This window comes from Pseudomonas sp. KCJK9111, assembly GCF_046231935.1.
Classification (GTDB): Bacteria; Pseudomonadota; Gammaproteobacteria; order Pseudomonadales; family Pseudomonadaceae; genus Aquipseudomonas; species Aquipseudomonas parafulva_B.
The window spans coordinates 39,391-53,980 of record NZ_JBJJMO010000007.1 but is presented as its reverse complement, the minus strand read 5'-3'; the positions used below and the strand labels follow the sequence as shown (position 1 = coordinate 53,980).

10 protein-coding genes and 1 pseudogene are annotated in these 14,590 nt (G+C 61.0%); 3 read left to right on the top strand and 8 right to left on the bottom strand.

The features are described from left to right. Positions 1-13: 13 nt before the first annotated feature. The 4 genes and pseudogenes from ACK59L_RS05000 to rpsU all read right to left on the bottom strand — a co-directional run. Positions 14-2,977, bottom strand: a pseudogene (locus ACK59L_RS05000) (EAL domain-containing protein); the annotation flags it as partial. 333 nt (positions 2,978-3,310) lie between these two features. Beyond that, a complete protein-coding gene (rpoD, locus tag ACK59L_RS04995) occupies positions 3,311-5,158 on the bottom strand; it encodes an RNA polymerase sigma factor RpoD (protein ID WP_409272202.1) in 1,848 nt (615 codons plus the stop codon). Between the two features lie 67 nt (positions 5,159-5,225). Next, positions 5,226-7,202, bottom strand: coding sequence for a DNA primase (gene dnaG, locus ACK59L_RS04990; protein WP_409272200.1), 1,977 nt, complete (start codon positions 7,200-7,202; stop codon positions 5,226-5,228). 301 nt (positions 7,203-7,503) lie between these two features. Next, positions 7,504-7,719, bottom strand: a complete 216-nt coding sequence (rpsU, locus tag ACK59L_RS04985; RefSeq protein WP_003255575.1) for a 30S ribosomal protein S21 — start codon at positions 7,717-7,719, stop codon at positions 7,504-7,506. A gap of 204 nt (positions 7,720-7,923) precedes the next feature. On the opposite strand from rpsU, the gene tsaD reads away from it, so the two are divergent. Beyond that, on the top strand, positions 7,924-8,949 hold the full coding sequence (gene tsaD / locus ACK59L_RS04980) for a tRNA (adenosine(37)-N6)-threonylcarbamoyltransferase complex transferase subunit TsaD (protein ID WP_196134830.1): 1,026 nt from the start codon (positions 7,924-7,926) through the stop codon (positions 8,947-8,949). 2 nt (positions 8,950-8,951) lie between these two features. On the opposite strand, the gene plsY is transcribed toward tsaD, so the two are convergent. After that, positions 8,952-9,521, bottom strand: a complete 570-nt coding sequence (plsY, locus tag ACK59L_RS04975; protein WP_058603030.1) for a glycerol-3-phosphate 1-O-acyltransferase PlsY — start codon at positions 9,519-9,521, stop codon at positions 8,952-8,954. Positions 9,522-9,595: 74 nt separating this feature from the next. Between plsY and folB the strand changes: the two genes are divergently transcribed. Both folB and folK read left to right on the top strand, forming a co-directional pair. After that, positions 9,596-9,952: a dihydroneopterin aldolase gene (gene folB / locus ACK59L_RS04970; protein ID WP_027913621.1), complete on the top strand. Its 357-nt coding sequence runs from the start codon at positions 9,596-9,598 to the stop codon at positions 9,950-9,952. After that, positions 9,943-10,452 carry a 2-amino-4-hydroxy-6-hydroxymethyldihydropteridine diphosphokinase gene (gene folK, locus ACK59L_RS04965; RefSeq protein WP_058639612.1) on the top strand — a complete coding sequence of 170 codons (510 nt, stop codon included), beginning with the start codon at positions 9,943-9,945 and terminating at the stop codon, positions 10,450-10,452. The genes folB and folK overlap by 10 nt, the downstream gene beginning before the upstream one ends. A gap of 94 nt (positions 10,453-10,546) precedes the next feature. Here folK and ACK59L_RS04960 read toward each other — a convergent pair whose 3' ends face one another. From ACK59L_RS04960 to ACK59L_RS04950, 3 genes are read right to left on the bottom strand one after another with little or no spacing between them, the layout of a single operon-like run. After that, on the bottom strand, positions 10,547-11,653 hold the full coding sequence (locus ACK59L_RS04960; RefSeq protein WP_409272197.1) for a multifunctional CCA addition/repair protein: 1,107 nt from the start codon (positions 11,651-11,653) through the stop codon (positions 10,547-10,549). Positions 11,654-11,708: 55 nt separating this feature from the next. Further along, positions 11,709-13,277 carry a SpoVR family protein gene (locus ACK59L_RS04955; RefSeq protein WP_058603034.1) on the bottom strand — a complete coding sequence of 523 codons (1,569 nt, stop codon included), beginning with the start codon at positions 13,275-13,277 and terminating at the stop codon, positions 11,709-11,711. Further along, positions 13,274-14,545, bottom strand: a complete 1,272-nt coding sequence (locus ACK59L_RS04950) for a YeaH/YhbH family protein (protein ID WP_058639609.1) — start codon at positions 14,543-14,545, stop codon at positions 13,274-13,276. Before ACK59L_RS04950 ends, ACK59L_RS04955 begins: the two co-directional genes overlap by 4 nt. Positions 14,546-14,590 lie beyond the last annotated feature (45 nt).

Below are 14,590 nucleotides of genomic sequence, written 5' to 3'. Positions count from 1 at the left end.
GTAGGAGGCGCGATTATAACGAGGGTTTCGCACCTGTGCCATCCGAAAGATCCGTTAGTGCTATGCGAAGAAACCGCGCAGCGAATTCCTCCGGCAGCAAGGGCAGGCTGACGATGTAGCCTTGGATCTGCTCGCAGCCTTCGGTAGCCAGAAAACGCTGCTGGGCCTGGTTCTCGACGCCTTCGGCAATGATGGTCAGTTGCATGCTGCGGCCAAGCGCGATGATGGCGCGGGCGATGGCGGCATCGTGGGGGTCGTCGGGCAGGCCGCGGATGAAGGATTTGTCGATCTTGAGGATGTCCAGCGGCAGCCGCTTGAGGTAGCTCAACGACGAATAACCGGTGCCGAAATCGTCGATCGCCAGTTGCACGCCCAATTTCTTCAACTGGTGCAGCACCGCCAGGGCTTCTTCGGCCTGGCTCATGATGAAGTTCTCGGTGATCTCCAGCTGCAGGTCGCCGGCCTTGAGTTGGTGTTGCCTGAGCAATACCTCGATGCGCCGTGCGAGGTTGGGTTGGCGCAGTTGCGCGCCGGCCAGGTTGATCGACAGCGGACCAAAGGGTTCGTACCGCTGTTTCCAGGCCTGCATTTGGCGGCAGGCCTGTTCCAGTACCCATTCACCCAGTTGCAGGATGGTGCCGTTTTCCTCTGCCAGGTGAATGAAATGCTCCGGTGGCACTTCGCCAAACGTCGGGTGGCTCCAGCGGATCAGGGCTTCGGCACCGACCAGTGTCTGGGTTTGCAGGCTGAGCTTGGGCTGGAAGCACAGGCTCATCTCGTTGCGTTCGATGGCCCGGCGCAGTTCGTGCTCCAAGGCGACACGCTCACTGGCTTGGGCGGTCAGGTCGCGGGTATAGACTTCCACCCGGTTGCGTCCCTTGGCCTTGGAACGGTACATGGCGGCATCGGCGTTGCGGATGAGCGTGGCGACATCGCTGCCGTCGTGTGGGTAGAGGCTTATGCCAATGCTGGCGCTGGTGAAGAACTCATGCTCGCCGGCCTGGAAGGGGGCGTTGAAACACGCCAGCAGTTTGTTGGCGATGGTGCTCGCGTCACTGGGCTTGTGCAGGCCGGGCAGCAGGATGATGAACTCGTCGCCCCCCAAGCGCGCCACGGTGTCCACATCGCGCACCTGCTCTTTGAGACGCTGCGCGATGCCCTTGAGCAGCAGGTCGCCTACCGGATGGCCAAGGCTGTCGTTGATATGCTTGAAACGGTCCAGGTCCAGGAACAGCACGGCGCCCTGGCGGTTGGACAGTTGTCCACAGGTCAGCACGGCCTGGAGGCGGTTTTCGAACAGGGTACGGTTGGGCAGGCCAGTGAGAGGGTCGTGATGTGCCTGGTAGTCCAGTTCGGCCTGGGCATGCTTGATGCTGGAGATGTCGGCGAACACCGCTACGAAGTGCGTGATCTCGCGCTCGGCATTGCGCACGGCACTGATGGTCAGCCAGCTGGGGTACAGCTCGCCGTTCTTGCGTTTATTGTAGATCTCGCCCTGCCAGTGTCCTTCATCGGTCAGTTGATGCCACAGGGCAGCGTAGAAGGCGCTGTCATGCTGGCCCGAGGCGAGCAGGCGAGGGGTTTGGCCCAGCGCTTCGATCTCGCTGTACCCGGTGATTTCGCTGAAAGCACGGTTCACCGCACTGATGCGCTGGTCGATGTCGGTAATCAGCACGCCCTCGGCGGTGTTTTCGAACACCGTGGCGGCCAGTTGCAGTTTTTCCTGCATCAGGTGGCGCTCGGTGATGTCCCGGGCGATGGTCAACATGCAGTCGGTGCCGGCGATTGGCAGCGGGCGCGCAGACAATTCGCATAGGCGAATCTGCCCGTCGCTACGGCGGATATGGCAGGTGAAGTCGCGTACGAAGCCCTCTCGGTTGAGCTGGTCGAGCAGGCGCTTGCGCTCGTTGAGGTCTACCCAGATGCCAAGGTCGAGCGACGTCTGGTCCAGGGTGGGGTGCAGGGCGTAGCCGGTAAGGCGGCAAAACCCGTCGTTGACCTCCAGCAGCAAGCCATCGTGCTGACGGGACAGCAACAGGCCGTCTGGGGAGGCATGAAACGCCTTGGCGAACTTTTCCTCAGAAATCTGCAGCTGCTGCTGGGTTTCCTTGAGCTGGCTGATGTCGCGTACGGCGACCACCAGCGCAGGCGTGCCGTCGAGTTCGAAGGTTTCAGCGGACGTAAGCCCTGTGAACAACTGGCCGTTGCTACGCCTGAAACTCATTTCCAGGTTACGGATGCCGCCCAGGTGCAGGCGCTCCAGTAGGCGAGGCCCTGAACCCTCGACTGCCCATAGATTGAGCTCGGTCGCCGTCCGGCCGATGACCTGACCAGGCGTCAGGCCTATCTGCTCTTCGAACGCTTCGTTGACCTCCAGTAGGCAGCCATCGCTGTGGCGAGCGATCAGCAAGATGTCCGGGCACTGCTGGAACACTGAGGCAAACTTCTGCTCGGACAGACGCAGCGCGTCTTCGGTGCGCTTGGTTTCGCTGATGTCGATCATCAGGCCGCGCATGACGGGCTGGTGGCCGTGCTTGATCATGCTGACGATGTTGCGTACCCACAACGCTTGGCCGTCGGCACGAATTACCCGGTAATCCAGGCTGTGGTCGCGCCCGGCAGCAGTTTCGCTTTCGCAGTAGGCCTGGGCCCATAGCGCATCGTCAGGGTGCACGATGCTGCGCCAGAAGCCGGGCTTTAGCCAGTTGCTCAGCGGGTAGCCGAGCAGGTCCTCGGCATGGGGCGATACATAGCTGTACGTGAAATCGTTTACGTCCGCTTCCCAGGCGATGGCTGAAAGGCTCTCGACCAGGCCACGGTAGTGGTATTCGCTGCTGCGCAGCTCCTGCTCCAATGCGATGCGCCGGGAGATTTCGGAACTCAGGCGCCGGTTGATACGCATGACCGTGGCCAGCACCAGTACCAGCAACAAAACGGTGGGTACGCCATACACCACCAGATCGGACCAGAACATGCGCGCAGTACCGTGTTGTGCGGAGGCTTGCGGGGGGGCGGGTTGCGCCGTGGTCTGGCCGGGTACCGCTACGGCAACGTACTCGGCGACCGGACTTGGTTGTTGCACTTGCGCAACGCCCGTTGTGGTCCACAGGCTCAGGGCCACCAGCAGGATGGCCGGCATCAGGGGCATAGCGGCCTCTCGCATTCAAATGGTCTGAGTCGAGTGTAGACGGCCAATAAGCTCTGGGATGAGTGTCAGGGAGATTTTTTCAGGCTAAACAGGGCCTTGGAGACGGATGGCCAGCGGTATACGAAGCCCAGAAAAAACCCCGGCCTGGGCCGGGGTTGGTCATCACTCGTCGAGGAAGGAGCGCAAGTGCTCGCTTCGAGTCGGGTGCCGCAGCTTGCGCAGCGCCTTCGCCTCGATCTGACGGATCCGCTCGCGGGTCACGTCGAACTGCTTGCCCACTTCTTCGAGGGTGTGGTCGGTGTTCATGTCGATGCCGAAACGCATGCGCAGCACCTTGGCTTCACGTGCAGTGAGGCCCGACAACACATCGCGGGTCGCTTCCTTGAGGCTTTCGACCGTGGCCACGTCGATCGGGGACTGCATGGTCGAGTCCTCGATGAAGTCACCCAGGTGCGAATCTTCATCGTCACCGATCGGGGTTTCCATGGAGATCGGCTCTTTGGCGATCTTCAGTACCTTGCGGATCTTGTCCTCAGGCATTTCCATGCGCTCGCCCAACTCTTCCGGGGTCGGCTCACGACCCATTTCCTGCAGCATCTGCCGGGAAATGCGGTTGAGCTTGTTGATCGTTTCGATCATGTGCACCGGAATACGAATGGTGCGTGCCTGGTCGGCGATGGAGCGGGTGATCGCCTGACGAATCCACCAGGTGGCATAGGTCGAGAACTTGTAACCGCGACGGTATTCGAACTTGTCCACAGCCTTCATCAAGCCGATGTTGCCTTCCTGAATCAGGTCCAGGAACTGCAAGCCACGGTTGGTGTACTTCTTGGCGATGGAGATCACCAGACGCAGGTTGGCCTCGACCATTTCTTTCTTGGCGCGGCGAGCCTTGGCTTCGCCAATCGACATGCGACGGTTGATTTCCTTGATCTCGGAAACGGTCAGGCCGGTTTCGGTCTCAAGGTCGATCAGTTTCTGCTGGCACGCAACGATGGCTGCGTCCTTTTCACCCAGGGCCGCAGCCCATTTGGTGTTGCGCTTGGCAAGGTCACCGCTCCATGTCTGGTCGGTTTCGTTGCTGGGGAACATGCGCAGGAAGTCGGCACGCGGCATACGGGCATCACGCACGCACAGCTGCATGATGGCGCGTTCTTGCTGACGCAGGCGGCTCAGTGCGCTGCGAACACGCTCGACCAGCACTTCGAACTGCTTGGGGACCAGCTTGATCGGCATGAACAGATCGGCCAGTGCCTGCAGGGCAGCAATGCTTTCCTTGTGATCACGGCCGTTCTTCTTCAGGACCTTGTTGGTGGCCTGAAGCTGATCGGAGACCGCGCCGAAGCGTTGAGCTGCAACGACAGGGTCCGGACCGCTTTCGGCCTCTTCCTCGTCGTCGCTGTCAGACTCTTCTTCCTCGTCCTCGGACTCTTCCTTCGCAGCGGCAGTCTTGGTGCCTGGAATCGGCACTTCCTCTGTCGGTGCAGCGATGTTGTCATCAGGATCGATGTAACCACTGAGGACGTCCGACAGGCGGCCACCTTCGGTGGTGACGCGGTCGTACTCGCCGAGAATGTAATCGACAGTGCCCGGGAAGTGGGCGATGGCGCCCATGACTTCACGAATGCCTTCTTCGATCCGCTTGGCGATTTCGATCTCGCCTTCGCGGGTCAGCAGCTCGACAGTACCCATTTCACGCATGTACATGCGTACTGGGTCGGTCGTGCGGCCGATATCGGTCTCAACTGCCGCCAACGCAGCAGCGGCTTCTTCGGCCGCGGCTTCGTCGGTGTCGGCTTCCGCCAACAGAAGGGCATCCGCATCCGGAGCACTCTCGAATACGTTGATCCCCATGTCGTTGATCATGCGGATGATGTCTTCCACCTGTTCAGGATCTGAAATATCCTCAGGCAGGTGGTCGTTGACCTCCGCGTAAGTCAGGTAGCCCTGCTCACGACCGCGGGTGATCAACTCTTTGATACGAGACTGCTGTTGCGCTTTTCCGGACATAACACCCTATCCACTGAAGGTCTTGGCGGGCAAAAAACAAGCCGAGGATTATACCCGAGCATGGACCTCACGCGCCAGATGAGGTCGGGTTTTGTGCGGGAACATTCCGGCTCAACAAGGCGAGAAGCTGGGTTTTTTCCTCGCTGGTCAATTCGCTTTGACGGGATTTCCTGAGCAGTTGTTCCAGGCTTCGCTCACGTTGGCGAGCGGACAAGCTAGTAATGGTGTCGAAAAACTGTTGTTCAAGGTTGTCGGCCACGATCAGCCATTCCTTCTCCGCCAACGCCCGCAGCAGGCGACCTTGTTCGGTGCCATGCCAGCGTGCGATCAACTGCATTGAGCTTAGCCCAGGATTTTTCTGTGCAGCTTCGATCAATGCCACCAGCAGTTGGCTGTAGAGCTGTTCTTCGTCGGCAAAATGACTAGCGTCTTCCACCTTGCCGGCCAGGAGCGGGTGATGCAACAGCGTGCGCAGCGCCGCCAGCGTAGGCGGTTCGACCGGTGCCGGCACGCGGGGCGCAGGCTCGTCACGCTGCCACGGCTTGCCGCCCCTGCGATGCTTGTCCCAGGGTTTGTCGCTCCAGGCTTTCTTGCCGCCGGCCTTTTTGGGCGTCCAGGCCTGTTCCTGATGAGCGCCAGCATAATCGGGCTGCGGCATGTCGGCGTAATCAGGCGTGTAGCTGACCATGGCATCGTAGTCATAGCCTGGGTCGTAGTCTGCGCTGGGCGCCGCGGGGGCCTGTTGCGCCAGTTGTTCAACCTGCTGCGGATCGAGCCCGGTGATTTCCCGCAAGCGGTTGCGCATCAGTTGACGCAGGTTGGCACCCGGGATTTTTTCGATCAACGGTGCAGCCAGGGTGGCCATGTGCGCCTTGCCTTCGAGCGAGCGAGGGTCTGCCTCGATGCTCAGCTGCTCGAAGAAGTAGTCAGCCAATGGTTGCGCGTGCTGGTTGATGCGGGCCATGAAGGCATCGGTGCCTTCGGCGCGGACCAGGCTGTCTGGGTCTTCACCTTCAGGCAGGAACAGAAAACGCGCGCGACGGCCGTCCTGCAGGTTCGGCAGGGCGGACTCCAGCGCCCGCCAGGCCGCCTTGCGCCCGGCCTGGTCGCCGTCGAAGCAGAACAGTACGCTCGGTACCACGCGAAACAGGCGCTTGAGGTGCTCTTCGCTGGTGGCGGTGCCCAGGGTGGCCACGGCGTTGCGCAAGCCCTGCTGGGCCAGGGCAATCACGTCCATGTAGCCCTCGACCACGATGATTTCGTCGAGGTTGCGGCTGTGCTTGCGGGCCTCGTACAGCCCGTACAGCTCCTGGCCCTTGTGGAACACAGGCGTTTCGGGAGAGTTCAGGTACTTGGGCTTGTCGTCACCTAGCACCCTGCCGCCGAAGGCGATAATGCGGCCACGGCTGTCGCGAATCGGAAACATCACCCGATCGCGGAAGCGGTCGTAGCGTTTGCCGGTCTCGGCATTCTCGATCAGCAGGCCGGCATCGATCATGACCTTCTGCTGCAGCGTGTCGGCACCCAGGTGCTTGAGCAGGTTGTCCCAGCCAGGCGGCGCGAAACCCAGGCCGAAGTCGCGCGCCACTTCGCCGGATAAACCGCGGCCTTTCAGGTACTCCACCGCTGCCTTGCGGGTCGGGTGACTGCGCAGGGCTTGGCGGTAGAACTCCGAGGCGGCGTCCAGCAGCGGATACAACGGTGAGTCGGTCGGCTGGCGCGGTTTCTGGTCGCGCCGGCCTTGCTCGCGCGGGACCTCCATGCCTGCCGCTCGTGCCAGTTCCTCGACGGCCTGGGGGAAATCCAGGTTGTCGTGGTCCATGACGAAGCCAAGGGCGTTGCCACCGGCGCCGCAACCAAAGCAGTAATAGAACTGCTTGTCGGGGCTCACGGTGAAGGAGGGGGTCTTTTCCTTGTGGAACGGGCAACAGGCAGAATAATTCTTGCCGGTTTTTTTCAGTTGGACACGGGAGCTGACCACGTCGACGATGTCGAGGCGGTTGATGAGGTCGTCGATAAAACTCTGGGGAATCAGCCCGGCCATGGCAGTCTCGTCAATCTGGCAACTGGCAAGTCTAATCGCTCACGCGCCGAATGCAGCGGGTGATGCTTGAAGCTATGCGGGGAATAAGTGCCCGTCGCCGGCCCATGAGGCCCGTCAGTCGGACGTGCACGCCTGGCCTACAACACAATGACCAGTTCTGACGTTTCAGGCAGGTTGCCCACATGCACGGTGCTTGAACATGTGCATGGAGCCTTGAGCAAGCTGCTCAAGTTTGAAACGACCACTGCCATCGCCCGGTGGTTAACCGGGCAGGGCAGAAGCTTTGCGATGAACGTCTGTATTAGTACAGACGAACGGCGCGGCGCTGTTCGCGCTGAACTTTCTTGGCGTGACGTTTGACAGCGGCAGCTGCCTTACGCTTACGCTCTGCGGTCGGCTTCTCGTAAAACTCGCGGCTACGAACTTCAGCCAGTACACCGGCTTTTTCGCAGGAGCGCTTGAAACGACGCAGAGCTACGTCGAAGGGTTCGTTCTCTTTAACTTTGACGGCTGGCATCCAGGGCTACCTTAATTCATTACCGGGGTAGACGCGCTCCTGGCAAAACAAAGGTGTGCTGGAGAACGTCGGTTTTCAAGGGTTGCGGATGTTAACCCTTAGCAAGCCGGAATGCAAAGCCTCTGATCGAAAACCGCTGGTCGGCACCTTGCACGGGGACTATCATGCGCGCCTTCGAATTCAGCCCCCACAAGGGACGAGCCCATGCTAGTACTGGGATTGGAAACATCCTGCGACGAAACCGGCGTCGCATTATACGACAGTGAACGGGGCCTGCTGGCCGATGCGCTGTTCAGTCAGATCGACCTGCACCGCGTGTTTGGCGGCGTGGTGCCCGAACTCGCGTCGCGCGACCACGTCAAGCGCATGCTGCCGCTGATTCGCCAAGTGCTGGACGAAGCGGGTTGCGTGGCCACCGAAATCGACGCCATCGCCTATACCGCAGGCCCCGGGCTGGTCGGCGCACTCCTGGTCGGTGCCTCCTGCGCCCAGGCCCTGGCCTTTGCCTGGGACATCCCGGCGATCGGTGTACACCACATGGAAGGTCACTTGCTGGCGCCCATGCTGGAAGAAAACCCGCCGGCGTTTCCGTTCGTCGCCTTGTTGGTTTCCGGCGGTCATACCCAGCTGGTGCGCGTCGATGGCATTGGTCAGTACGAATTGCTGGGCGAGAGCCTGGACGATGCGGCCGGCGAGGCGTTCGACAAGACCGCCAAGCTCATCGGCCTGAACTACCCTGGTGGGCCGGAAATTGCCCGGCTTGCCGAGCGCGGCACACCGGGTCGGTTCGTGTTTCCTCGGCCGATGACCGATCGGCCAGGCCTGGCAATGAGCTTCAGTGGCCTGAAAACCTTCGCCCTCAATACCTGGCAGCAGTGCCGGGAGGCTGGTGACGACAACGAACAAACCCGTTGCGACGTGTCCCTGGCGTTCCAGCAGGCGGTGGTAGAGACTTTGACCATCAAGTGCAAGCGGGCACTCAAGCAGACGGGCCTCAAGCGGTTGGTCATTGCCGGGGGGGTCAGCGCCAACAAGGCCCTGCGCGCTTCGCTGGAAGACATGCTCGGCAACATCAAGGGCAATGTCTATTACGCCCGTCCGCAGTTCTGCACCGACAATGGGGCCATGATCGCCTATGCCGGCTGCCAGCGGCTGCTGGCGGGGCAGCAGCAAGACCTGGCGATCAGCGTGCAGGCGCGCTGGCCGATGGAGCAGTTGCCGCCCCTGTAGGGTCAGAAGTGCCGCTCGCGGCCTGCAAACAGATCACGCAGGTTACTGCGATGGCGCCATACGATCAGGACGGTCAGTACCGTCATCGGCAGCAGGGCCTCGGGCTGGCGCCAGGCCAGCAATGGCAGGGTCAGCGGTGTAGCGATCAGCGCCGCCAGGGAGCTGGTACGAGTGAGGTACAGGGTCAGCACCCAGGCAACGATGGCCAGCAATGCGGCAGGCAAGTACAGGCCGACCAGCATGCCAGCCGCGGTCGCCACGCCCTTGCCACCGCGAAAGCGAAAGTACACGGGGAACAGGTGGCCCAGCACTGCACAGATACCGATCCAGGCCTGCGCGTGCAGGTCCAGCCCGGCAAGGCGGGCGAGCATTACCGGCAACAGCCCCTTGCACAGGTCGCCAAGCAGGGTCAGGATCGCCATCTTGCGCCCTGCCAGGCGCAGCATGTTGGTAGCGCCGGCATTGCCCGAACCACTGCAACGCGGGTCCGGGCTGCCCGCAAGGCGGCTCAGGACAATGGCGAAGGACAGCGAGCCGAGCAGGTAGGCGAGCAGCGCCAGTAACCAAAACATGCTAACTATTCCGGGCGAGGACGCCCTGATTCTAACGGCGCCAGTCGCCCTTGTCGTGCTGTGGAGAGAAGTGCTTGGACAGAGTGTTCATCGAAGGCCTGGAAGTCGATACCGTGATCGGTGCCTATGACTGGGAGCGGGATATTCGCCAGTGCCTGCGTCTTGACCTGAGCTTCGCCTGGGATAACAGGCCTGCGGCCGCGGGCGACGACCTTGCCCTGGCGCTCGATTACGCGAGCGTTTCGACGCGCATCCAAGGGTTCGCCGAGCAGGCACGCTTCGAGTTGGTCGAAACCTTCGCCGAGCGCCTGGTTGCCGTGTTGATGGACGAGTTCGGCATCCCCTGGGTGCGCTTGAAGCTCACCAAGCCGGGCGCAGTGCCGGCAGCGCGCGGTGGTGTTGGCGTGGAGATCGAGCGCGGATGTCTCTGAGCACGGTATACCTGGGCCTTGGCAGCAACGTCGATCGGCACACCCACCTGTGTGCCGGCCTCGATGCGCTGGCGGCCATTCTGACCGACATGCGTTGCTCGCCCGCGTTCGAAAGCCAGGCGGTGGGCATCAAGAGCGGGCCGTTCATCAATTTCGTGGTGACCGGACAGACGACGTTGCCGCTGATCGAACTGGACCGGCGGCTGAAATTCATCGAGGCCGACAATGGCCGGTATGCCCCTGATCGACTCGGCCTGCCGCTGGATATCGACGTGCTGATGTATGACGACCTGCATGGCACTTTCGACGGGCTGGTGCTGCCCCGGGCTGAGATTCTGAAAAATGCCTTCGTGCTGTGGCCGTTGTCGCTGCTGGCGCCTGATCTGGTGCACCCGGGTGTAGGCAAAACCATGGCGCAGGTGTGGCAAGAGTCGCAGATCGATCAGGTCCTGGCGCCCGTTGCCTTCGAGTGGCGCGGGTTGCAACTGACGCCTGCCTGAGGATCATACCGTCGCACACAATGCCCAGCAGGTCGGCCATCAGCTGCTGCTGCGGTTGCCGCGCAGGTCGAGCGTGAGCTGCGCGGCATCGTAGCTAGCTGCCCTTGTAGGCATCGAGCGCCTGCAAGCGCTCATTTTTCAAGGCCTCACCCAGCGCCTGGCCGGTGAAACCAGCCTGAACCAGCGGCTTTACATCTACGGCCCGGGCAGCGGCCATAGCCCCTTGCAGGTAGTCTGCCTGCCGGTAGTCTGTCTGCCCGTTGCCCTGCGCGATCGCCCGACAGGCTGCTAGAAAGTCCTCGAAACGCTGCGGCCTGCGGTAAACGTCGAACGTTTGCAACAGATCCAGCAGCGTCTGGGCAGGCAGCTCTAAGGCCTGGTTGGCCTGCTCCAGGCACTGGCTGGTCAGCATCGACAGGTCCTGGCATTCCCGCGGGGTCTTCAGGCGCTGATTGAGCGCCTTGATCGACGCGGTGGGTAAAGGATGCAGCAGACAGGCCCAGCGTACGGGCAACGCAAGTTGATGCCGGGCTGCCTGTTCCAGTGCGACCAGGGTCTGGAGATGAGGCTCCAGTTCCGGCAGCAGCACGTGCAGGGCATTGCATGCTCGCAGGACTTCGAAGAACACCTGGGGGTGCGCCTCCATCAATGCCCGCTCGATTTCCTTCCAGGTGCGTTCTGCCGTCAACGCCAGCAGTTCACCCGAAGCGCTGATGTGCTGCATCAAGCCCAGCGTGTCGTCGGCCACCTTGAAGCCCAACGGCGCATAACGCGCTGCAAAACGAGCGACGCGCAGCACGCGCAGTGGATCTTCGGCAAACGCGGGCGAAACGTGGCGAAGCAGGCGCCGATCAAGGTCGGCCTTGCCCTGATAAGGGTCGTAGAGAGTGCCGTCCGCGTCCTCCGCCATCGCGTTGATGGTCAGGTCGCGGCGTATCAGGTCTTCCTCGAGTGTGACGTCCGGGCTTGCGTGAAAGGTGAACCCGCCATAGCCCCTGCCGCTCTTGCGCTCGGTACGGGCCAACGCATATTCCTGGCCGGTCTCGGGATGCAGGAACACCGGAAAGTCGGCGCCAACCGGGCGGAACCCTTTGGCGAGCATGTCTTCAACCGTGGCGCCTACCACGAGCCAGTCGATATCGGTGACCGGGCGGCCGAGTAGGCGGTCGCGTACTGCGCCCCCCACTTTGTAAATGTGCATAGGTAACTCCCCCTGATTGCCGACAGCATAACCTGCCGACCGCCAGGGGGGCGCATCACAGGTGGTGAATGACCGCCATGTCCAGGCGCCCGTAGTCAGAGCCTTCGCCGTGCTCGCCACGAGGGGGCATGTGATGGGTTTTCATCACCTGGTCGCCTTGCACGGTTTCCAGGTGAATATCGAACCCCCACAAGCGATGCAGGTGCTTGAGTACCTCTTCGGTCGAATCCCCCAAGGGCTTGCGGTTGTGTTGCTGGTGACGAAGCGTCAGCGACCGATCTCCGCGACGATCGACGCTCCATATCTGCACGTTAGGCTCGCGATTGCCGAGGTTGTACTGGGCGGCCAATTGTTCGCGGATGGTGCGATAGCCTGCATCATCGTGGATGGCAGGCACGTACAGTTCGTCCCGCTGGTCATCGTCCAGGATGCTGAACAGTTTCAGATCACGCATCACCTTGGGCGACAGGTATTGAAGGATGAAGCTTTCGTCCTTGAAGCTGCTCATGGCGAACTTGAGGGTTGAAAGCCAATCGCTGCCGGCAATGTCCGGGAACCAGTGGCGATCTTCCTCGGTGGGTGCCTCGCACATGCGCCGAATGTCGGTGTACATGGCAAAGCCCAGTGCGTAAGGGTTGATGCCGTTGTAATAGGGGCTATCGAAACCCGGCTGGAAGACCACGCTGGTATGGGACTGAAGGAACTCCATCATGAAGCCTTCGGTGATCAGCCCCTCGTCATACAGATCGTTCATCAGTGTGTAGTGCCAGAAGGTCGCCCAGCCTTCGTTCATCACCTGGGTCTGGCGCTGTGGATAGAAATACTGGGCGATCTTGCGCACGATCCGCACCACCTCGCGCTGCCAGGGTTCGAGTAGCGGTGCGTTCTTCTCGATGAAGTAGAGGATATTTTCCTGAGGTTCGGCGGGGAAACGCACGTCGTCCCGTTCACTGGCCTTGTCGGCACTTTTGGGAATGGTGCGCCACAGGTCGTTGATCTGCCGTTGGAGGTGTTCCTCCCGATCCTTCTGCCGGCGACGCTCTTCTTCGGCGGAAATGGGGTAGGGGCGCTTGTAGCGGTCCACCCCGTAATTCATCAGGGCGTGGCAAGAGTCGATGAGGTCTTCCACCGCATCGATCCCGTGACGCTCCTCGCACTGGGCGATGTACTGCTTGGCAAAGACCAGGTAATCGATGATCGAGCTGGCATCGGTCCAGGTGCGGAACAGGTAGTTGCCCTTGAAGAAACTGTTGTGCCCATAGCACGCATGAGCGATTACCAGGGCCTGCATGCACATGGTGTTCTCTTCCATGAGATAGGCGATGCAGGGGTCGGAGTTGATGACGATTTCGTAGGCAAGCCCCATTTGCCCGCGGCTGTAGGATTTCTCGGTACTGAGGAATTGCTTGCCGTAGGACCAGTGGTGATAACCCAGCGGCATGCCGACCGAAGCGTAGGCGTCCATCATCTGCTCGGCGGTGATTACCTCGATCTGATTGGGGTAGGTGTCCAGGGCGTAACGTTCGGCCAGGCGGCCGATTTCCCGGTCGTAGGTTCGGATCAGGTCGAACGTCCACTCTGAGCCGGTGGAGATAGGCTGGCGTCTCTGTGCTCTGGCGGTCATGTGGCTAACCTGCGCTGGAAGAGTTCACGGAAGACCGGGTAGATATCGCCGGCCGATACCAATTGCTGTTGCGCGAACGTATCGGGGAAGGCATCGCCGATACGTTCGTACTCGTACCAGAGCGCCTGATGTTCACGTGGGGTGATTTCCACGTAAGTGTAGTACTGAACGTGCGGCATGATCTGCCGGGTGAGGATGTCGCGGCAGATCGGTGAGTCGTCGTTCCAGTTGTCGCCATCCGATGCCTGGGCCGCGTAGATGTTCCAGTCACTGGCTGGGTAGCGTTCGGCCATGATTTCCTGCATCAGCTTCAAGGCACTGGAGACGATGGTGCCGCCGGTTTCGCGACTGTAGAAGAACTCTTCTTCATCCACCTCGCGTGCGCTGGTGTGGTGCCGTATGAACACGACTTCGATCCGGTCGTAGTTACGCTTGAGGAACAGATACAGCAGGATGAAGAAGCGCTTGGCGATGTCCTTGGTGGCCTGGGTCATCGAGCCCGAAACGTCCATCAGGCAGAACATGACGGCCTTGGAACTGGGGTTCGGTTGCTTCACCAGCAGGTTGTATTTGAGGTCGAAGGTGTCGAGGAAGGGCAGCCGATTGATACGCGCCTTCAACCGCTCGATCTCCTGCTCGGTTTCCTGGATGTCGGTAAAGTTGTCAGGCTCCTCGACGCGCAGGCGGGCAAGCTCCTTCTGGGCTTCGCGAAGCAGGGCGCGGCTGCTGCCGGTCAACGCGATGCGCCGAGCATGGGCCGAGCGCAGTGTACGTACGATATTGATGCGTGACGGGTTGCCCTCGCTTGCGATACCGGCGCGCACGTTCTTGAAAGTGTCTGCACCCGTCAGGTGACGCTTGACCAGGTTGGGCAACTCCAGATCCTCGAACATGAACTCCAGGAATTCCTCCTGGGTGATCTGGAAAACGAAGTCGTCCATGCCGTCACCGGCATTGCCGGCCTTGCCACGGCCACTGCCGCCGCCGCCACCCTGTGGACGGGGGATATGCTCGCCTGCGGTGAATTCCTTGTTGCCCGGGTGTACGACGGTTTGCTTGCCGCCACGGCCATGGTGCAGCACTGGCTCGTCGATATCACGGCCAGGGATGCTGATCTGCTCACCGTGCTCCATATCGGTGATGGAGCGGCGACTGACCGCTTCTTCCACGGCCTTTTTGATGTGATCACGGTACCGGCGCAAAAAGCGCTGGCGGTTGACCGTGCTCTTGTTCTTGCCGTTCAGGCGTCGGTCGATAACGTAGCTCATGGTTCCTCCTGCGGGGAGCAGCTGCAAGCCATAAGCTTCAAGCTG